Origin of the sequence: Deinococcus apachensis DSM 19763 (genome assembly GCF_000381345.1) — a bacterium.
GTDB lineage: Bacteria > Deinococcota > Deinococci > Deinococcales > Deinococcaceae > Deinococcus > Deinococcus apachensis.
In genome coordinates this window covers 1-19,395 of sequence record NZ_KB906429.1, presented here as the reverse complement: position 1 = coordinate 19,395, position 19,395 = coordinate 1, and the positions used below count along the sequence as shown (strand labels likewise).

Annotated in this window: 19 protein-coding genes and 5 pseudogenes; 10 read left to right on the top strand and 14 right to left on the bottom strand. The window is 65.8% G+C overall.

Annotated features, from left to right (window positions below):
* The 3 genes and pseudogenes from F784_RS24225 to F784_RS0121270 form a co-directional block, all read left to right on the top strand.
* The coding region (locus F784_RS24225) for a transposase family protein (protein ID WP_211211926.1) at positions 1–257 on the top strand (257 nt) is incomplete at its 5' end.
* Positions 194–568 (top strand): annotated as a pseudogene (locus F784_RS27725) (transposase family protein); the annotation flags it as partial. The gene F784_RS24225 and the pseudogene F784_RS27725, both read left to right, overlap by 64 nt.
* Before the next feature lie 22 nt (positions 569–590).
* Positions 591–947 carry an alpha/beta hydrolase family protein gene (locus F784_RS0121270; protein ID WP_342662505.1) on the top strand — a complete coding sequence of 119 codons (357 nt, stop codon included), beginning with the start codon at positions 591–593 and terminating at the stop codon, positions 945–947.
* A gap of 429 nt (positions 948–1,376) precedes the next feature.
* Here the strand turns inward: F784_RS0121270 and F784_RS0121265 are convergent, their stop codons facing one another.
* From F784_RS0121265 to F784_RS0121230, 8 genes are all read right to left on the bottom strand, one after another.
* Positions 1,377–1,802, bottom strand: a complete 426-nt coding sequence (locus tag F784_RS0121265) for a DUF3995 domain-containing protein (protein ID WP_019588727.1) — start codon at positions 1,800–1,802, stop codon at positions 1,377–1,379.
* 96 nt (positions 1,803–1,898) lie between these two features.
* Positions 1,899–2,243: a tyrosine-type recombinase/integrase gene (locus tag F784_RS27720; RefSeq protein ID WP_083939328.1), complete on the bottom strand. Its 345-nt coding sequence runs from the start codon at positions 2,241–2,243 to the stop codon at positions 1,899–1,901.
* 274 nt (positions 2,244–2,517) lie between these two features.
* Positions 2,518–3,003: a site-specific integrase gene (locus F784_RS0121255; RefSeq protein WP_019588725.1), complete on the bottom strand. Its 486-nt coding sequence runs from the start codon at positions 3,001–3,003 to the stop codon at positions 2,518–2,520.
* 288 nt (positions 3,004–3,291) lie between these two features.
* Complete coding sequence (locus F784_RS0121250) at positions 3,292–4,428, bottom strand: MFS transporter (protein ID WP_051087020.1); 1,137 nt, start codon at positions 4,426–4,428, stop codon at positions 3,292–3,294.
* A gap of 313 nt (positions 4,429–4,741) precedes the next feature.
* Complete coding sequence (locus F784_RS0121245; RefSeq protein WP_019588723.1) at positions 4,742–5,224, bottom strand: hypothetical protein; 483 nt, start codon at positions 5,222–5,224, stop codon at positions 4,742–4,744.
* A gap of 6 nt (positions 5,225–5,230) precedes the next feature.
* Positions 5,231–7,417, bottom strand: a complete 2,187-nt coding sequence (locus tag F784_RS24995; protein WP_019588722.1) for a protein kinase domain-containing protein — start codon at positions 7,415–7,417, stop codon at positions 5,231–5,233.
* The gene (locus F784_RS24215; protein WP_157465432.1) at positions 7,414–8,241 is read right to left on the bottom strand and encodes a PP2C family serine/threonine-protein phosphatase; all 828 of its coding nucleotides are present in this window, start codon (positions 8,239–8,241) and stop codon (positions 7,414–7,416) included. Before F784_RS24215 ends, F784_RS24995 begins: the two co-directional genes overlap by 4 nt.
* A 1-nt stretch (position 8,242) precedes the next feature.
* Complete coding sequence (locus tag F784_RS0121230) at positions 8,243–8,914, bottom strand: vWA domain-containing protein (RefSeq protein ID WP_019588720.1); 672 nt, start codon at positions 8,912–8,914, stop codon at positions 8,243–8,245.
* A 276-nt stretch (positions 8,915–9,190) separates the two neighbouring features.
* Between F784_RS0121230 and F784_RS24210 the strand changes: the two genes are divergently transcribed.
* Complete coding sequence (locus F784_RS24210; RefSeq protein WP_019588719.1) at positions 9,191–9,934, top strand: DNA/RNA non-specific endonuclease; 744 nt, start codon at positions 9,191–9,193, stop codon at positions 9,932–9,934.
* On the opposite strand, the gene F784_RS24205 is transcribed toward F784_RS24210, so the two are convergent.
* Positions 9,931–10,212 carry an SMI1/KNR4 family protein gene (locus tag F784_RS24205; protein WP_019588718.1) on the bottom strand — a complete coding sequence of 94 codons (282 nt, stop codon included), beginning with the start codon at positions 10,210–10,212 and terminating at the stop codon, positions 9,931–9,933. The genes F784_RS24210 and F784_RS24205 overlap by 4 nt on opposite strands.
* A gap of 358 nt (positions 10,213–10,570) precedes the next feature.
* Here F784_RS24205 and F784_RS0121215 point away from each other — a divergent pair, with 358 nt between their 5' ends.
* On the top strand, positions 10,571–11,635 hold the full coding sequence (locus F784_RS0121215; RefSeq protein ID WP_019588717.1) for a saccharopine dehydrogenase family protein: 1,065 nt from the start codon (positions 10,571–10,573) through the stop codon (positions 11,633–11,635).
* Positions 11,636–11,774: 139 nt separating this feature from the next.
* A pseudogene (locus tag F784_RS27955) lies at positions 11,775–12,885 on the top strand (IS3 family transposase).
* Positions 12,886–12,913: 28 nt separating this feature from the next.
* Here F784_RS27955 and F784_RS25705 read toward each other — a convergent pair.
* Positions 12,914–13,045, bottom strand: a pseudogene (locus F784_RS25705) (IS6 family transposase); the annotation flags it as partial.
* 163 nt (positions 13,046–13,208) lie between these two features.
* Between F784_RS25705 and F784_RS0121200 the strand changes: the two are divergent.
* Positions 13,209–13,409 (top strand): hypothetical protein, encoded by a 201-nt coding sequence (locus F784_RS0121200; RefSeq protein ID WP_019588715.1) that lies wholly within the window; start codon positions 13,209–13,211, stop codon positions 13,407–13,409.
* Positions 13,410–13,458: 49 nt separating this feature from the next.
* Positions 13,459–14,355 (top strand): MerR family transcriptional regulator, encoded by an 897-nt coding sequence (locus tag F784_RS0121195; protein WP_019588714.1) that lies wholly within the window; start codon positions 13,459–13,461, stop codon positions 14,353–14,355.
* 243 nt (positions 14,356–14,598) lie between these two features.
* Here F784_RS0121195 and F784_RS25700 read toward each other — a convergent pair.
* Both F784_RS25700 and F784_RS27415 read right to left on the bottom strand, forming a co-directional pair.
* Positions 14,599–15,609, bottom strand: a pseudogene (locus F784_RS25700) (IS3 family transposase).
* 98 nt (positions 15,610–15,707) lie between these two features.
* Positions 15,708–15,974, bottom strand: a complete 267-nt coding sequence (locus F784_RS27415; RefSeq protein WP_245558000.1) for a hypothetical protein — start codon at positions 15,972–15,974, stop codon at positions 15,708–15,710.
* On the opposite strand from F784_RS27415, the gene F784_RS27410 reads away from it, so the two are divergent.
* Positions 15,915–16,307: a DDE-type integrase/transposase/recombinase gene (locus F784_RS27410; protein ID WP_425387138.1), complete on the top strand. Its 393-nt coding sequence runs from the start codon at positions 15,915–15,917 to the stop codon at positions 16,305–16,307. The genes F784_RS27415 and F784_RS27410 overlap by 60 nt on opposite strands.
* Before the next feature lie 29 nt (positions 16,308–16,336).
* Positions 16,337–16,753 (top strand): integrase core domain-containing protein, encoded by a 417-nt coding sequence (locus tag F784_RS27950; RefSeq protein ID WP_169405726.1) that lies wholly within the window; start codon positions 16,337–16,339, stop codon positions 16,751–16,753.
* 842 nt (positions 16,754–17,595) lie between these two features.
* Here F784_RS27950 and F784_RS0121170 read toward each other — a convergent pair.
* Both F784_RS0121170 and F784_RS26710 read right to left on the bottom strand, forming a co-directional pair.
* Positions 17,596–18,981, bottom strand: a complete 1,386-nt coding sequence (locus F784_RS0121170) for a serine hydrolase domain-containing protein (protein ID WP_019588710.1) — start codon at positions 18,979–18,981, stop codon at positions 17,596–17,598.
* 219 nt (positions 18,982–19,200) lie between these two features.
* Positions 19,201–19,395 (bottom strand): annotated as a pseudogene (locus tag F784_RS26710) (IS256 family transposase); the annotation flags it as partial.

Here is a 19,395-nt window from a genome sequence, read left to right as displayed (position 1 = left end):
TTTGGCGGGAATACCGAACCTACGCGCATCTGGGGGATGACTGGGGCGTCCATGAAACCACCGTGCAGCGCACGGTGGAACGCGTCGAGGCCGCCCTGATCGCCAGTGAGCTGTTCAGACTGCCCGGGAAGAAAGCCCTGGGGAACAGCGGGACGGTCTACAGCATCATCGCGGTGGATGCCTCGGAAGTGCCCTGCGAACGGCCCAAAAAACCCAGCGCCGCTGGTACAGCGGCAAGACAAAGCGCCACACCCTGAAGCTGCAACTCCTGGTTGAGGTGGCGACGCCCCTGATCCTGTGCGTCGCTTCCACCGTTGGCTCGATGCACGACTTGACGCTCTTTCGCCGCTCCAAGGTGCAGCTGCCCGTGGAGACGGCCCTGATCGGTGATGCCGGGTACCAGGGCCTCTGGAAGGAACACCCTCACGCGCTCACACCTCACAAAGCCACACGCATCCAGCCGCTCACTGACGAGCAGCGCCAGGACAACCGTGTCCTAGCGCATACCCGGCAGGGGATCGAGCACGTGATCCGACGCCTGAAGATTTTTCGGGTACTCAAGGGCGTCTATCGACACCGCAGGCGTCGGTTTGCTTTGCGTTTGCACCTCATCGCGGCCCTCTGCAACCTCACCCTCTCCTGCTCAGCCTGTCTTTCGCAGGAGGTCTATTCAGTTCACCGAGCAGCTCTCGCGCCCAGTGATGTTCTTCCAGGTGCTGGAGGACAAGGTGGTGCCACCCGACCAGGCCAAGCGGATGTTTGAAGCCGTGCGTTCACGGGGCTTGCCCACCGACCTGGTGGAATTCGAGGGGGAAGGACACGGGTTCCGGCGGGCGAACATTCAGCGGGCGTTGGAGGGGGAATTACTGTTCTACGGGCAGGTATTTGGCTTCACCCCACCTGGCCTGTCCGTCACGCTGCCCATCGAGAACGTCAGCGTTTCCTGAAGCGAATCTGGATCTCGACTGGGCGGTACCACCAGGCGCTGAGGGTTGTGCAGAATGAGCCAGGGTCATGAAGGCGCCGTCGAAGACGTGTTTGTTGACTTCATTCAGCCTGGCTAGGCTGGTCTGCTGGCTGGCTTCGGCGCGTCCAGACGTAGGGCGTGGTAGCAGACCGCTGCGCTGCAGGATGGGCCGTGAGAACGCCGAGGAGTCGCTGTGCAGGAAGCGCACTCCCCATACCAGGGCGGACCTCGCCCGTGCCGCTGTGGGCGTCCGGTAGATGCCCTGACCCCGCCACTCGGGCACCGTTGCACTCCCCTACAGGCCCGCAAACTCGGTCCTCGGGACGACCTCCATATCGAGGGGCAGGCGGTGTGGGGGTTCAAAGGTCTGGTGCCCGGCTGCACTTGGCCCGCCCTCTGCCGCCCCCGGTTAGTCCCGGCGCCCGAACGCCAGCACGCTGTATAGGGCTGCCAGCAGCAGGCAGAGGGGGGTGTACAGCCGAGCATCGTTACGGGCAAACACGCTCTGCCCACCCCGGCGGGTCAGGCCGACCGTGCGGCCATCCCCCACAGCCCGCAGCAGGAACACGAGGGCGGTCAGGCGCAGGGGCCAACGCATCTGTAAAGAGTTGGCGCTCAGAGTTGCGGCGCTCATGCTCGTCAGACCCGTCGCCACACCCAGGGTCATGACGGGCGATGGCGTGAACCGTGCCCCTCCGTCGTCCGCCTCCGGCAGGGCCGCCGCCAGACCCGCCTGGCCGCCTGCCGCCCAGTACACATGCAGCGTGGCGAGGGTTCCCGTGAGTAGGGCGGCGGCAACCGAGACAGTCCGGTGGGCAGTCAGTGATTCAGGCATGGACCCATCACACCCTGCCCCAGGCGGCAGGATGTCCCCTGGAAGCACGGTTCTGCCCATGATTGACGATGTGGACGTTGTTGCATTTCGGACACGTCAGCTCGCTCCATGCTTCCTTGAACACCCGTCATCCACTAAAACCCACGACTGGTCCTCCTGCACAGGAGGGAGGAGTGCATTTCGGTGGTCCTTAAGCCGCAGGTTCCGCGTCGGTGTCCTCTTCCACTTGCTTGGCTGCGCTCCTGAGCTTGAGGGGCTTGGGCGTGAGCAAGTCTGTAAGGGCGAAGGTTGCTGCTCGTGCTCCTCGGCGAAGATGTGGCGGTAGATGTCGGCCGTCGTGCTGGGTCGGCTGTGCCCCAGCTTCTCGCTCACCACCTCCATCGGCACCCCCTTGGAGAGCATCAGACTGGCGTAGGTGTGCCGCAGGTCGTGGAAGCGCACGTCCCCAGGCGCGCTTTGGCGGTGATGTTCCCCGCCAGCTTGGTCAGGGAGTCGGGGTACAGGCGCTGCCCCCGCGTGTTGGCAAACACATGCCCCCTGGGGGTGGTTCCCTCCTGCCGGTGCCGCCGGAGCAGGTCCACAGTCTCCGGCGCGAGGTGAAGGTCGCGAATCTCAGCTTCGGTCTTCGGCGCCCGAGCGTTGCCTTGCCGCTCGCCACCATAATGTTCTCCCGCAGCAGCCCTTTCTCCAAATCCAGGTGTGTCCACTTCAACGCTTAGACCTCCCCTCGTCTCAGCCCCGTTGCGATAACGAACTCGAATAGCACCCCCAACCGATACTCACTCGCTGCCTTCAGGAACGTCCCCGCCTCCCGGCTGTCCAGCGCCCAGGCCGTCTTGCCCCGCCGGAAGCTGGGCAGCCGAGCGACCTCAGCGACGTTCCGGGCGACGATCTCGCCGAAAACGGCCTCCTGCAGAGCCTGTCTCAGGATGACCCGCACTCGGTGCAGCAGGGACTTCGAGAAGCCCTGGTCGGAGAGCTTCACGTACGCCGCTCGCACGTCGCTGGGCTTGGGGTCCTGCATCTTGTGCCCGCCGAGAAGTGGGATCAGGTGCTCGTCGATCACGTAGCTGTAGTTGGCGAAGGTCTTGGGGGCGAGGTTAGGGCGTTTGAGTTCCAACCACTGGGGCAGCCAATCGGACAGCTTGATCTGGCTGGGGATAGGCAGCAGACCGCGCTGATAGTCGGCGAGAGCCTGCACTCGTGCCCGTTCTGCGTCCCGCTTGGTTTTCTTGGTGCCGCTCTTGAGGAGTTGCTTGCCCCGCTCGTCGAAACCCAGGGTGATCTGCCAGCGGTAGCTGCCGCTCGGAAGTTGCTTGACGCAGCCCTCGCCGTTGTCTCATCGTCCTGCCGTACGGTTCCTCCTGCTGGCAAGGGTTTTCCCCGCCAAGGCAGTCGGGATGTTCGCTCTGACTGCGCGAGATAGCGAGTCCGGAGGCTACGCACGCCGAGGAGAGGTGGAAGCGGTCCAGCCTCCGCGACAGTCCCCTCAGGTCGTCGCTGTGTCGGCCTCCACTCCCCGCTGGAACCAGCGGACCCACACCGAGAGGGCTAGCGTGCAGCCCGCGAGCGCCACCAACGTGACGGGAATGGCCGAGACGCCGAAGCTGTTCACCGCGGCGCCCATCAGGGGTTGCACCATCACCGCACCGATGGAGCCTCCGGCCAGCGCGATGGGGAGCCGCCGGGGCGTCAGGTGCTGCCCGTACCAGGCGACGGTCGTGGGGAAGATCGGACCCAGGACGAAGCCCAGCAGGACGTAGGCGAGCACCTGGAGGCCCGGCAGGGTCGCGAGTCCGGCCGCCAGGACCGCCACGAGGGCCGCCCCCGGAACCAGGATCTGGGGTGGGAAGCGCGCGGCCAGCGGGGCCCCGGCGAAGCGGCCCAGCATGAAGGCCAGCCAGAAGCCGCTGACCAGCGCGGCGGCGGTCCTCGCTCCCAGCCCTGGGGCGAGGTGGGTGGTCATCCAGCTTCCCGCCCCCACCTCGGTCATCACGTACAGGACGAGCAGCACCGTGAACAGGGTGACCCCGCGCTTCGCCCGGACCGCCGTGTCCCGGGGAGGTGAGGTCGGCGTGACCCTGGGAAGCTGGCGGGCACAGGCGAGGACGACGAAGGCCAGCCCGCCGACGACGATGAACGGCCAGCGGACGGCGCCACCGGGAAGCAGCGCGACCAGGAGCGGTCCGAGGACGCATCCCAGCCCGAACATGGCGTTGACGGCGTTGAGGATGGGCGCGGAACGGTCGGGCAGGCTGGCCAGCGAGATGTTGATGCCGCTGGTGACACTCCCCGCCCCGGCGCCAGCGATGAGGGCGAACAGCAGGGCGAGGCTCCAGGTGGGGGTGAGTCCGATTCCGATGGCCCCCACCGCGAGGAGAAGCGGCGCGACTATCAAGAGGCGTCGCGTGCCGAGACGCCCGATCAACCATGTCGCGCTCAGGACGGCGAGGGTGGAGCCGAGGAAGTTGGCGCTGGCGATCAGGCCGACCTCCGCCTGGGAGAGGTCGAAGTGCCGGAGGAGCTGGGGATACGACGGGCCATACGAGGAGATGTAGATGCCCTGGAGGGCCAGAGCCACGGCACCGACGACGTGAAGTGGAATTTCTCGGCGGGGGGCTGACATGCGCCCCCACCCTACGCCCCGCCACGGGTCGAACGGCGAGGTCGTCCAGCCGGGGCGGGGGCGGGAAGTTGCCGTCAACTTAAAGTAAAGCTGGCGGACGGCACTGAGCACCGCGCGAACTTTAAGTTCGCTCAGTAGCCCCGGATCGGGCACCGGGGCCACTCCTGCTGGGAGTGGCCCCCACGTGTGGCAAAAGTGATGGAGACGGTAGCTGTTGATGCCGTCTCCAGTTTTCTCGGCTCCGCGCTGCTCCGACCCTCAAGGCTCATGCGCCTGACGGCGTGCTGGAGCCGGGAATGACCCGGAGGAACACCTACAGGTCAGCCTGTCGCAACTCCTCGACCACCGCCTGCTCGAACAGCACCTTGCGTCTGTCGTTGTACTCCCGCATCGCCCGTTGCTGGGCCTCGGCCAGCCTCCTCTGAAGCGAAGCCATGTGCTTCGCAAACAGGTCGTCCGCACTCTGCTTTGCTGTAGGTGAAGCGGTACAGAGTAGGCGATGGCTTTCGAGCCAGACAGCGGACGACGACGCGGAGCGCTGAAGCAGGCCGTGGTACAGCAGCGCCTCCTCACGACTCTTCAACGTGACCTCGAACTCGTAAGGCAGGTCGGCCCGCTGTCGCAGCGCGTTCTCCCCGTCGTCCGCCCCGAAGCTCGGGTCCAGGTCCGACAGGGTGAGGCCCGCCCTTTGAAGCCTCTGGACCAGCAGGGCGGCGGCCTTGGCCCGCTCCCCCTCGAAGGGGCTGTGCAGGGCCAGCTGCAACACCCTTTTCAATTGCTCGTTCGCGCCGTCCATACCACCTCAGCCCAGGTGAAGAGCACCTGTTTGAATAACTTCGATCGTCTTCTCCCGCTGCGCCAGCCTGAATTTCAGGTCCCGGAGTTCGGCCTCGACCGCCGCCTCGGCCTGCTGCCAGGTCGCAACGTCCCGCCTGAGTTGCGCGACCTCGTCCTCGAGCTGTTTCAGCCGCGTGACGCGCTGCTGGTCGAACTGCACCCGCACGGCATCGAAGGCGCTGGGGGGCACCCGGGCCGGGTCGAACTGGAAGAACTGCTCCAGCGTGTCCCGCCACGCCAGCAGGTCCATCTGCTTCTTGGGCCCGACGCCCTTGATGTAGTGGACATCCGGGGTGATGTCTTTCGCGGTGTATACCCCGCGGGCATTCAGGTTGGCGATGATGGAGGAGCCGATTCCCTGTACGTCGCCGGGTTTGATCGGAAACCGGGCCAGGTGTTGCTCGAGCATCGGCTGGCGGTGCCGCTCCAGCGTGCGCTGCAACTCGACCTGTTCCTGGCGGTCCAACGACCGCAACTCCTCACGCAGGGTCTGCAAGCGCTTCACGGCCGCCTGGTGCTTCCCCTGGGCGCTCTCCGCGGCCTGGCGGGCGTAGGCGTTGGCGACCTTCTTGCGCAGCGCATTGGCCTCCAGTTGCTGTTCCAGCAGGGCCTGGCTCAGGAGCTTGAGGTACGTCTGCTTCTGATGCTCCTTGTTCTGGCCGATGGCCTTCTCCCGCAGGGCGGAGAGCTGCTGGAACTCCTGGACCCGCCGGGCCTCGGCCTCCTGGCGCTCCCTCTCGTGCCGGACGGTCCGCTCGGCCAACTGCTTCTGTTGCCGAGCTCTGACCTTCTCCGGGGAGTTCCGCTGGAAGTTGTAGACGGCGACGACCGCGAAGAAGACCGCCGCGAGCCATCCCCCTTGGACCAGGCTGGACAGACAGAGGAGGGTGGCCGCGATGCCCCAGACGACCGCTGACTTCGAGAAAGCCTGCGGGGGAGTGACGGGCGTCCTGGGTGGCAGCGGGGCGAGCGACGGCTCGGGGGGCGGCGCGGCCAATGCGGGCATCGCGGGGAGGGGCAGCGGGGTGGGCGGCGTGCTCAGGACAATCGCCGCGGGGGCGGGGGGTACTGGAATGGCTTGCAGACCCGCCCAGATCCGGTTGAGTTCGCCCTCGACGTCGATGCGCTTGGCCCCCGCCGGGATCCCGCTCTTCGCGGTCGCCGCCTGCGCGTTGGCGGGGAGGACGGTGCACCAGGGGCAGGGCAGGCGGCGGTCATGCTTGTGCGCCGCGTTCTTGCCGCAGGTCGTGATGTTCCTTTCCAGCTCCGCCAGCGTCTGTTCCCATTCGCCCGCGGTCGGGCGACCCTGGTGCCGGGGGGAGAAGGCCCGCTCGAAGAGGTCTCGCAGGCCCGGATGCACCCCATCCAGGGTGATCGTGAACGGTGGGGGCCTCACCCCGTGGCGGTGCTGGAGGGAGTACGCGAACTTGTCCGCCGCGATCGCCTCGGCGGGGCTCGGCATCGCTCCATTGTCGTGGACCCCGGCGTAGGGGTGCCGCCCGTCGAACAGCAGGTGGAAGACCAGCAGGGCGAGGCCGAAGAGGTCATGCTCGGCGGTGCGGACAAGGCCGCCGAACCGCTTCCCCTGCAGTTCCGGCGGGGTGAATTCCGCCGTCCCCACCGGGCAGGGGTAGACCCGCCCGCCGACCCGGATCTGGAAGGAGTCCGTGTCGATGAAGCGCACCGTCGCCGTCTTCGACGCCAGGACGTTGCGCGAACTGACGTCGCCCATCAGGTGCCCGTGATGGTGCAGCGCCTTGAAGGCGCGGGCCACGTTCCGCGCGACCCGCACCAGGAAGCGCCAGTCCGCCGACGGAAAGTGCTGACGGCGGGACGTGATGCGGTAGAGGTTGTGGAGTTCGAGGTACTCGGACTCGTCCACCAGCGGCATGACGAAACCGTGCACCTGCCCGGAAGGGTCCCGGAGCGTCGACTGCGGCCACGCGCTGATGTCCAGCAGCAGGGGTTGGCTGGCCAGCGTCAGGGCGCTCAGCTTCTCGACCGTCTCGTGCTCGGGCTTCTGGAGGTAGATCTTGGCCACCGCGCCCGGGCGGCCCGTCACCTCGTACACGGTGCCCTGACCGCCCCGCCCCAGTTCCCGGCCCAGGTGAACCGGGAGGCCCGCCCCGTCCCTGTACGGCGCCGCGGTCATACCGCCTCGACTTCCTCCGCGGGCTCGACGGGAGTGGCCTCGGGAGCGGGCCTGCGGCTGCTCAGGACGAGCGTCTTGTCGTCGCTCGTCCGGGCATTGACGGCCGGGGAGTCGAGGAAGCGGATCAGCCCCGCCTGCAGTTGCCCGTGCTGTTCCGTGTCCGGGGCGTCTAGGGCCTCCAGGGCGCGGAACATGGGGGTGAAGAACGGGGCGTGCGGGGCGCGCTGCTGGAGGGAGAGGGCGATCGCCTGCAGCCCGTCGGTCATCAGGGCCACCCGGTCGATGCACCCCGCGATCACCCGGGTGTGGATGTGCCCATCCGGCACGTCACTGACGAAGTACGTCTGATTGGCGTACTCCCCGTTGTCCGGCCAGAACACGATCTCCAGGGGGCCGCCGTCCCGCTCGATGACGGTGGCCCCGTCCCCCACCTGCACGAACCAGCCCCGGCCGGGGAGGAGCGCCGCGACGTTCAGGGTGCAGGCCAGGTCGCGCAGGCCGTAGTTGCGCTCCGCCTCCTCGGCGTAGTTCAGCAGGTGGTGGCGCAGGTTGTGGACCAGCCTCACCCCGGCGTCCTTGTCCAGGAAGTCCCCCCCGTCACTCAGGCAGATCTCCAGCCAGCGCAGGGTCTCGGCGCACACCTCGCGGCTGCCCTCCTCGGAATGGGCGGCGCTGCCCGCCCCGTCCGAGGTCACCAGCAGGAGCAGGGGCTCGTCCTGGCCGTTGAGGATCGACTTGACCGCGTGATGGTCCTGGCAGGGCTGGCCCGTCGTGACGTGGGCCGTGCCCATCACCGAGGCGTGGACGGAACGCCAGGGCGACAAGTCAGACCTCGGCCCAGCCCTTGGGGCTGGCCAGGGTGACGGTGTCCCCCGGCGTGCTTCTCGACACGCTCTTCAGGCTGGCGGAGAGCCACTGGAACAGCTCGCGGAACTTCAGGCCGCTGAGCATCAGCGGCTCGGAGTCGGACAGCTGGCGCAGCATGTTCATGTCCGCCCCCTGCACACCGACGCTGAAGAAGGCGAACACCTTGCTCTGTTGCCCCCGTTTGATCTCCGCGGCGGCCTGCTGCCAGCTGTCGGTTGGGGCGCCGTCCGTGATGAGGAAGACCCAGGGGCGGTACAGGCCGATGCCGCCCTGGCGGATGGCCTCCTTGCGGCGCTGAAGCATCTTCAGGCCGTGCAGGACCGCCGCGCCGAGAGGGGTGTCATGCTCGGCGGTCAGGTGGGGGGGAACGAAGTTGTGCGCGGAGGTGAAGTCCATCACCTCGCGCACCGGGCCGAACGACACGATGGCGACCTCACAGCGGGCCGCCGCGAGGGGATCGCTGGACAGCTCGTCCTTGAAGTGGATCAGCCCGGCGTTGAGCTGGTCGATCTTGTTCCCCCGCATGCTGCCGCTGTTGTCCAGCAGCAGCAGGACCGGGCAGCGCGGTTCCGGATTTTCCGCGAACTCCGCCAGGTCGAAGGGAAGCTGCGCAAAATCACTATTGGTCATGTCCAGAGTTTACTCGTGTGGGAGGGCACTGAGAGGTGGATTCGAGGGCGCCTTGGAGGGCAACCCCGCAGTGGAGGGCCGTCCTCGGCGGGAAACAGCCGCCGCGGTTTCCGTGCTCAGGACACGGGCAGACCCGGGGGAGTCCCCAATTTTCCTGGGTGTGGCGGAGAGGATCCTGCAGGTGGACATCCTCCCTGCCAGGAGCAGGTCCCTGCCTTGACAGGCTCATCACACGTCCACGCTTAGCTTGGGGCCGCTGTCCCTGGAGGTTGCCCTATGAAGCGTGCTTTTCCCCTGCTGCTCGCCGGTCTCCTGGCCGCCTGCTCCCAGACGCCCACCGCCCACGTCGACCCCTACGACCGCCTGATCGCCGACGTCGGGGGAGAAGTCGCCCTCAGCGAACTGACCCGTGACCTCACCCCCGAGCAGGCCCGCACCTTCTTCGCCCGTTACGGCATCGGCTATCAGAACCACGACGGGCTCAGCGCTCAGCTCGCCGACGGTTGCCCCACCCGCTTCACCAGCGCCGACCGCAACACCTGGCACTCCCTTGGCGGCGGGTACTACTACATCGACGCGGAAGGTCGTCCCCGCAGCGCCTACCGCTACGTGCCCCCCATCGCGGCCGCCGCCCGCGACACCACCTGCCAGGCCACGGTCAGCAACCTCGACAACGCCACCGGGTACGACGGCGGGCACCTGGTCGGCAGCCAACTCGGGGGGTGGGGGAGACGGGCGAACATGGCGCCCCAGGACTCCAACTTCAACCGCGGCAACTGGGTGCAGATCGAGAACCAGGCCGCCAAGTGCACCTCCCTGGCCACGAACAGCCTCACCTACCTGACCCGGGTGGGCTACTCGAACACGACGACGAACACGCCGGGCACCTGGACGCTGGAGCTGAAGCTGGGAGGGGAGACCTTCAGCCGGACCTTCGACAACACGGCGTACGGGGGGCCGAACGGCACGACCTACCGTCAGCAGGCGGTGAGCTGGTTGATGGGCAAGGGTTGCGTCTAAACGAGCGTCCGCACCCGGTCCAAGAAGGAACTGGCCCCGTCAAGCCGCATGTCGTTGCCTTCCAGGGTGACGCGTCCGGCTTCGATCTGGTCGGCCACCCAGTCGAGAAAGGCGGGGAGCGAGGGGGCGAGGACTAGGCGCGTCAACTCGTCCGGGCCGAAAGTGATGACCTGACCGAGCGTGCCAGCGGGACCGGGGTTCAGGTCCACCGCCAGGCCATTGCCCCCACCGTCCGAGGCGAAGGGGAACCAGGCGGGGCTGAAGGTGACGGGGCGCACAGCGCCGGGGGGACGGCTGTCCAGGTTGGGGTCGTTGTCTGCCAGGTCCAGCCAGGTAGTGTGTCGCCGGGGGGGAACCAGCGCAGGCCCAGCAGGACGCCAGGAAGCACACCCGCCTGACCGTCGAAGGTCCGGTAGACCGCCTGAACGTCCGGGGGAAGAGGCCGACCGAGGGGGGCTTCGGCCGCGCCGAGGGTCTCAGGAGAGGCGCCGGGCCGCAGCAGGTCCCGAACCGGTGGGAAGTGACGGGCGAGGACATCGGCGAGGTGCAACGCGGTCACCGCAGCATAGGGGCTGGAATGGACCTCCGGCGAGCAAACGGGTCCCCAGATGGCGGGTCGGTCACCTATGCTGGGCTATGGACTCGCCTTCCCGGTGGATGATCTACGGCGCGAACGGCTTTACGGGCCAGCTCATCGCCCGGGAGGCGGTGAGGCGCGGCCTGACCCCCATGCTCGCCGGACGCTCCGCCGAGGCGATCCGGCCGTTTGCCAGGGAGCTTGGGCTGGAGGGCCGTGTGTTCAACCTGGACGATGCCCGTGAGGTTGCCGCGGGGATCGGTGATGTCTCGCTGGTCCTCCATTGCGCGGGTCCGTTCTCCCGGACTCAAAGGCCCATGCTCGACGGCTGCCTGTCCATCGGCACGCATTACCTGGACATCACGGGAGAGTATGCAGCCCTTGAAGCCCTGCATGGGCGGGACCGGGAAGCCAGACAAGCGAACGTGGTCGCCATCGCGGGCGTCGGGTTCGACGTCGTCCCCACCGACGCTGTCGCCGTCCGCCTGGCCAAACTGCTGCCGTCGGCTACCCGCCTGCGACTCGCCTTTCGCGGGGGTACCCTCAGCCGGGGCACGGCGATCACGATGGCGGAAGGTGCTGGGGAGGGGGGCCTGAGCCGTCAGGGCGGTCTGCTTGTGCACGAACCCATGGCCGCCCGCACCTGGCAGGTCGAGCATGAGGGCTGGACGTATGCGGCGGTGAGCATTCCCTGGGGGGACGTCGTGACCGCCTACTACTCCACGGGCATTCCGACGGTCGAGACGTATCTGGTCGTTCCCCCGGTCGCGGCCCTCGTGATGAGGGGCAGTAGGCGGCTGGCCCCCCTGTTGTGCCTGCCCGCCGTCCAGCGACTCCTTAGGGAGCGCGCCAGCCGGGCGAAGGGGCCGACCGAGATGGAGCTGCAGGAGGGCCGGACTGTGGTGTGGGGGGAGGTGACGGACCGGGCGGGGCACAGGCGTGGGATGAAACTCATCGGGCCCGATGGATACCGCTTCACGGTGGAAAGTGCCCTCGCCGCGGTTGGGCGGGTGCTCGCGGGAGGGGTGTCGCCCGGGGCTTGGACGCCTTCCCAGGCCTTCGGCGCCGGATTCGTGACGACCCTGCCCGGCGTCGAGCTGCTTCAGGGTGTGGGCCGGGCCTGAACAGGTTGGCCTTTTGACCGCCCGCACCTTATCCGCGCCGCACCATGGCAAGGTCACAGACCATGCGAGCCTTCCGACTGGGAGTACCTCGATGTTGGGTACCTGAGGAAACGCCTCGACCATCAGAGCGAGGTGGGGTGTGGGAGAGCGGAAGAGGGACAGCAAGGAATTCAAGCAGGAGGCCGCTGAAGCTCGCCAAAGAGCCGGATCGGAGCGTCCTCCACGTCGCGCCGGGTCTGGGGATCAGCGACTCGGCTCTGCACCGCTGGGTGCGCGAGGTCGAGGGGCAGGGTCAGGCGGCCTTTCCCGGGCCCGGGAAGCAGGATCTGACCCCTGAGTAGGCGCAGATCAAGCGGCGGCAACGTGAGTTGGAGAGTGCCCGGCAGGAGCGCGATGGGCTGAACAAAGCCGTGGCCTTCTTCGCCCGGGAAACGTGACCGCCTCCTCTATTCATCAAGGGGCACCGCGGCGAGTTCCGTACTGGAGGTGCTGTGCCGGATGCTTGGTGTGCTGGGGAGCGGGGACTTCACCTGGCGAGGAAGGCCGAGCAGCACGAGGAAAACCAAGGACGCCGAGTTGAGGGGTGAGATCGAGCGCCTCCACGCCGAGTTGCGGGCGACAGGAACTGCTTGTTCGCGTCGTCGAGTGGCCCACTTCATGCATGAGGTGGGCTTGCGGGACAAGGGGCGCAGGACGTACAAAGCCACCACACGGACGGACCCGGCTCACCCACCCGCCGAGGACCTGGTGCGTCGCAACTTCGAGGTCACTGCGCCCAACTTGTTGTACCTGCCGACCAAAGAGGGCTGGCTGTACCCCGTGGTCGTCTTGGACCTGCACTCGCGGCTGGTGGTGGGTTGTCGATGGGAGAATGGCTCACCGCAGATCGACCGCTCTCCGCACTGAACATGGCCTTCCACCGGCGGTGACTGCCGCCGGGGCTCCTTCACCCTGGTGAGAGGGCAGTCAGAACACCAGCTGCGTCTACCGAGGCGCCTTAGAGGCCCAGGGCGCGCTGTGCAGCATGGGCAAGAAAGGAGATGGTTTCGACAACGCCGTCGTCGAAGGCTTTTTCTCGACCTTGAAGCGCGAATTGTTGTTGGACCACGTGTTCCAGACGCGCCAGGAGGGAAGGGTGCAGGTCTTTGAGTGTGTGGAGGTGTTCTACAACCGCCAACGTCGGCACCAAGGTGCTGGGCTATAAGAGCCCAGTGGAATTCGAGCAGCTTGGGGAGCGCGAAGTGGCGTAACTGAAAGTACGCACAACCAAGGCAGGCCCACGATGATCCCGCGCTTGCAGAGCAATTCTTGGACATCCCGCTGACTGAGGGGGAAACGGTGGTACAGCCAGAGGGCGTGGCCGATGATGCTCAAGGGGAAGCGGTGGTGGTGGGGCTTCTGGTCAGACACAGCTCAGCAACCTACCCGGTTTAACTTGCCAGAACACCACAACCACCCCCACCACATCGCTCTGCCTCGGTGGCCCAGTGCACTGCACTTCGCCCGCCTCGGTGGTGCGTTACTTGACTCTCCTGTAACGGGAGAGTTCACACTCTAGGTGAAGGAGGCCACCATGGACCCGATGTACGCCCGCTACGTCTACGAGGTCATTCGCGTGGGCCAACGGATCGAGCGGGAACTCGATCACACGCAGCCCGCATCCACTCCCCCCACCCCATACGTCCACACCACGTCGTCGTGGCGGCGCAGCCTCGCCGTCCTCCTGCACCGCCTAGCCGAGCACCTCGATGCCCGCGAAGTCCAGCCCACCTGACGTTCCCAGCACCCCCGGCGCGGCGTATCGTGACGGCACGGAGGAACCCATGTCCGGCGACGCTCCCACCACGGGGCTCTACAGCATCGGCCAGTTTTCCAAGCTCACTGGCTTCAGCATCAAGACACTGCGCCACTACGACGAGGAAGACGTCCTCAAGCCCGCGGTGGTGGACGAGGCGAGCGGGTACCGCTACTACACCGAAACACAGCGCCGCCACATGCACCTGCTGGCCGAACTGCACTTCGCCGGGTTTCCAGTCGAACAAATGCGGGCCTTTATGCGGGACCCAACGCTTGAACATCAGGGGGCGCTGTTCGACTGGAAGATCGGACAGTTAGAGGCCGACATTCAAAACTTGACCATGCAGCTCCGCAGCTTGCGGCGCAAGCGTGCCCACCCCTGGCGCGGGCAGACGTACGAGGTGACGGTGGAGGAACGCCCGTCCAAGCCATTCGTGTTCCTCCACTCCTACACCTGGATGCAAAGCATTGAGGAAGACCGCCAGCACGCCTTTGAGACCCTGCGTACCTACCTGTCCGGTCACGGGATGGAGCCCAGCAGCCCGCCAACCGCCTTTTTCGTACCCACCCAGGATCTGCGCAAACTGCACAAGTCTATCGAAATGTATGCGGGATTCGAGGTGGGCGGCGAGGTCCCGGCTGAGGGAGAGGTGCGTGCGGGATGGACACCGGCTGGGCGGTGGTACGCGGTCCGGCATGCGGGGCCGTACGAGCACATCTGGCACGTCAAGCCGATGTTGCGCGAGCGCGCCGAGCGGGACGGCGCTTCTGTAAAGGTCGTGAACCTCGTGCACGGGGAGTTCATCGCGCAGGAGGTGTATCACGTCGGACCGTGGGACACACCGGACCCGGGCAGGTGGGAGACGGAGGAGCGGTGGCTAGTCCGCCAGGACTCCACCGGATCGGTGGGAGCAGGACGATGAGCATGAGGCGGGGGAACAAACTGATGGAGCAGCCACATGGTCCCACCTGCAGGCAGAAACGTCATCAGCTAGACGACAACGGGCGCGGGGCTTTCTCAAGCTGCACGCCCGCTTGACGAATCTTGACCACCCTGCCCGCTCCACTGTTCCCGCTCGCTCCCGTCATCATCACCAACCGGTCGCCTTCAGAACGTAGCAAGATAGGCGACCTGACCTTGAGCCGAGCCCACAGACCTGTCCGGGTCAGGATGGAGCGTCCGGCGGGCGAAAGGTTGAGGCAAACCTGGCTCGATACGCGCTGGGCGCGAGATTTTCTGGCGAGGAATGCGGCCTGAGATCATGATCGTCGATCCTCCAAGTTTCGATCTTCTCCGCCGCGTCTTCCAACGACAACAACCAGTGGGTCTTCAGGCACTCATCCCGGAAGCTGCCGTTCAACGATTCGATGAAGGGGTTGTCTGTTGGTCGTCCAGGACGAGAAAATCCAATGTCACGCCCTGCTGATACGCCCACAGATCCAGGGCCTTGCTGATGAATTCACTTGCGTTGTCGACCTGAATGCGCGCAAGCACCCCTCGGTGCCTGCTGATCTCACGCACCACCTCGACCACACGTTCGCCCTTGATGCTGCTCTCGACATGGATCGCCAGGCACTCCCGGGTGAAGGTGTCGATCAAGGTCAACGCACGAAACCGCCTGCCGTCAAAGAGCGCGTCTGAAACGAAGTCCATGGACCACGCTTCATTGGGCTGTGCGCTGCAGGCTGCGCTGCACGTCGTGCAGCGCTGACATGCCGTCTGGGCCGTTTCATCCGCAGATTCAGGCCAGCCAGTTGATACCGTCGAAAAAACCGCTGGTGATTGATGTGCCAGCCCTCCCGCGCCATCAGGACGTGAATCCTTCGGAACCCGTACCGCACCCGCGTGGGGGCGATCTTTGTCATCCTCTTCAGGATCAGTTGTTCTTCTGGGCGGGGAATGCCTTGAGAGCGGTAGACGGTCCGCCACTCGTTCAGAACGGCGCAGGCGCGCCGTTCACTGACCCGGTACCCCGTCCGCAGGTGATTCACCAAGACGCGGCGCTGGGCTGGCTTCAGAGCTTTTTTTGAATCACGTCCTGCAACATGATTTTGTCCAGGCTCAGATCGGCCACCAGCTGCCCCATCTTGCGGTAGACTTCCGCGACAGACACGCCGGTTTCGGCTTGTTTGAGGGCAAAGGCGATCTGTTCTTCGGTGAAGCGTTTTCCACGCATCGTGAGCCTCCCGGGGTGCTTCCCCAAGCATGCCAGAGGCTCCATTCTCATGTGGCCAGGTTCTCCGGGCTCAGGTCAGTGAACCCCGAGGTGACCCCTCAGGCCCAGATGCCGCTCAAAAGGCGTCTTGTGAGCCACGTGCGGGACCGCTTCGGGTTGAGCGAACGACGAGCCTGCCATGTGTTGGGCATCTGACGTTCGACACAACGACACCAGAGCCCGAAAAAGGAGCAGTCCAGGCCCTGGTCGGTCGGCTCCGTCATCTCGCCCAGCAGCGTCCTCGCTTTGGGTATCGGCGGCTTCACATCCTGCTGGAACGCGAGGGGCAGACGGTCAATCACCAGCGGGTCTACCGCCTCTACCATGTCGAGGGTCTGGCAGTGCAGCGTAAGGTCCGCAAGAACTTGAGTGCTGGGGAGCGGGTGCACAGACCGCTGGTTTGTGCACTCAATCAGCGGTGGGGCATGGACTTCATGGCCGACCAGCTCGCTTCAGGACAGCGCTTCCGGGTGCTGAACGTCGTGGACGACTTCACCCGCGAGAACTTGGTGATGCACGTCGGTACGTCAATCACCGGAGCCGATGTGGTGCGGCTCCTCGACGCAGTGCTGGCGGACCGCCAGCAGCCATCGGCACGAACAACGGCCCCAAGTTCATCAGCAAGGCCCTGGATCAGTGGGCCCACGGGCGGGGTATAGGGCAGGTCTTCATCCGCCTGGGGAAACCCGTGGAGAACGCCTACATCGAGAGCGATGGCGGTCGAGTGCAAGATGAGTACCTCGACCTTCACGGGTTCCAAACGCTCGCCCAGGCTCGCTTGGTGGTGACCGCGTGGCGGGAGGACGACAACAGCGTTCGCCCGCACAGTTCCTGGGTGGGAAGTCACCACACGAGTTCGCGCGCCTGGTTCAGGCGGGCTGAGGTACGCTCGAAGTGCAATTGGACCGGGCCGACTACGGCGGCGCCCTCACCAGGATCTGCTGCTCGGTGTACCGTTTGCTCTTCATATGCCTCCCAGTCTGCTGCTCGATTTGCAATCAGACTGGCACCGGAAACAGGGGCAGAGTCACCAGCGATTTCTCGCTGTCCCGAAGGCGGGAGGAGCTGGGGCGGGCCGATGACGGGCGTGACGTTGCCGGGATAGAAGGGTCACGTACGGCGGCGCGATCTGACGCGGGGAGTACTTGCCTGTTCTCCAGGTCTGCTGCTTGCCTGACCGAGGATGTGGAACTCGATCTGGGGCAAAGCCGTCCATCCGTCAGGTAAGATCTAAAAACAGAGAGCGGGCCGGTGATCACCGGCCCGCTCTCTGTTGACGCTTCCAGACCTTAGGGGTCAGAGGAAACGGAATGAGGACGTTTACTGGTTAGAAGCGCACCCCGGTGGTCAGGGACGTGCCATTCAGGTCAGATTTATTCAAGCGATGACCTCCTCTTGCTGAGATACGAAAAGATAGATTGAACAACCCAGAACGTCTGTTCCTTCTTTACGATTGCCTGCCCTCGACATTGGTGGTGTGCTGGGTGAGCACGTGGAAGTCTTGGTAGGAGTTCTGACAAGTGAACCTTGACGGGCTGTTTGGCCGTGGGCGCCTCGAAGCCGCACGCCATCGTTGTCCTCAGAACTTGCACCGGGAAGGCGCTCCCAGACGCGAGGAAGCGGACGTTCCGCTGGCTGAACGGGAAGCGGTGGTAGCGCCACAGGGCTTAGCCGATGACGCTGGGGGGAAAACGGTGGCGGGAGGGCTTCCGGTCCAGCACAGCTCAGCAGCCTACCCGGTTCAACTTGCCAGAACCCTCGTGGCTGACCTCAATCCCGCGCTGAGAGGGCAATTTCTGCACGTCCCAGTAGCTCAAGGAAAGCGGTGCCAGGGCCAAAGGGTGCTCTGGACGATCAATCAGCGGGAAGCGGCAGCGGGCGGGCGTGGCGTCGGTCAACGACAATCGGCCTACCCCTCCCACGGTAAGGCAACACAACCCTGACCGCTCAGGACAGAGGGTCGAGGCCCACTCGCTGCCGGTACGCCGCGATGGGCCACGCCCGCCCGCCACCCTGGCGTACCCATTCGATGTCGCCTCCCGCCGTGCGCTGGAACCGGAACGGCTCACCGACCGCACCGAAGCCAGCCTCCGGTTCGGGCATCAGCGTGTCGGCGTCTATCACAGTCAATTCCGTGGCGCTCAGTCCAGGGTCGCCCTGCGGCGTCAGGGACACCAGGCGGCCTCCCAGATTGACCAGATCGAACACGCCCCAGTCGGTCGCAAAGCGACCGGCGTAGGCATCCAGCTGGGAGCCCGGCGTGTCGGTGGTCTTCTTCTCCGGCGCGTTCATCGCCAGATCGATCAGCTTGACGAGGTTCGTCGCCCATTCGGTCGCGGGGCCGCCCAGGCAATTCGTGAGGACGGACACCGCCAGACCCGATTCCGGGTCGAGCCACGATTGCGTGATGTGCCCAGGAAAGCCCCCCGAATGGCCGACGACCTTGCGGTCCCCAATCTGCTCGACGAAGAAGCCCAGCCCGTACCAGCGCCTCACCGGTCGGTTGATCTCGGATTCCTTGCGCTGCATCAGGCGCTTGGACGCGTCCGTGAGCAAGTCGGCACGTCCCAGTGCGTGCGCGGCTAGGTAGGCCGTGACATCTTCTGCCGTGCCGTAAAACCCTGTGGCCGCCGCCATCGCCCGCGTATCCGAAGACGGCAGCACCCGCCGGGCATCGTTCCCTGCCAACCGCCCACTGTGCCCAGCCGCCAGCTCGGGCTCGCGTCCTTGCGGCAGTTCCGGCCCCAGATTGGTCAACATGAGCGGCCCGGTGATGTGCGCCGCCATGTAGTCCTCGTACGTCTGGCCGCTGGCCGCCTCGATAATGAAGCCCAGCAGCGAGTAGCCCATGTTCGAGTATTTGAAGAACTGATCCGGTGGGAACACGGCGTCGGCCCGGCACAGGGCGATCAGGGCGTCGCGGTCGGGGAAATCGTGGAGCTGCTGCCAGTAGTCGCTGTCGGCCCCATCGCGGTTGATGCCGGACTGGTGCCCCAGCAGGGCCCGCACCGTCAGCCCCGCGGCGGGCGATCCTGCCAGTTCCGGCAGCCAACGGCCCGCCGGGTCGTCCAGGCGCAGCGCTCCGGTCTCGGCCAGTTGGAAGACAGCGGTCGCGGTGAAGGTCTTGGAGTGCGAGGCGATCCGGAAGAGGTGCCGTGGTGTGAGCCGCTGCCCGGTGGCCTCGTTCGCCACGCCCAGCGCGAACGAGGCCGCCAGCTCACCGTTCACCCGGACCGCCACCTGTACGCCCGGCACCCGCGCCAGATCCCGCTGGTACTCCAACCAGGACTGGAGGTAGGGGGCCAGGGCACGTACGGTGTCGAACAGTGGCATGGGGACAAGGTAGTGCCTGAGGCACGAGCCGGTGTCCGAGAGCGGGGTGTGGTCTGGCAAACCTCGACCGTTGGATCAGGGCGCGGTGGTGTTACCTGAACTGGACTCGTCTGACGGTTGTGGCAAGGTGTTGTGGGAGGGTGACGTGGTGCCCAGAGGTAAGACGCTTCCTGGGTACGGGGGGTGTCCCGAGGTTTGTGGGTTGGGGTTCCGGAGTGATCACCGGGCAGGAAGGCGTCCTTCGAAGACGATTGTAAAAACGTTCAAGGCCGAGCGCCAGTCTTTGATCGGACCCGACCACTTCGCCGACGCCCGCTGGATCGCCAGATACAGCACCTTCAAGGCCGCGTCCTCACTCGGAAACGCCCCCTTGGTCTTGGTGACCTTGCGCAGCTGGAAGTTCAGAGCCTCCAC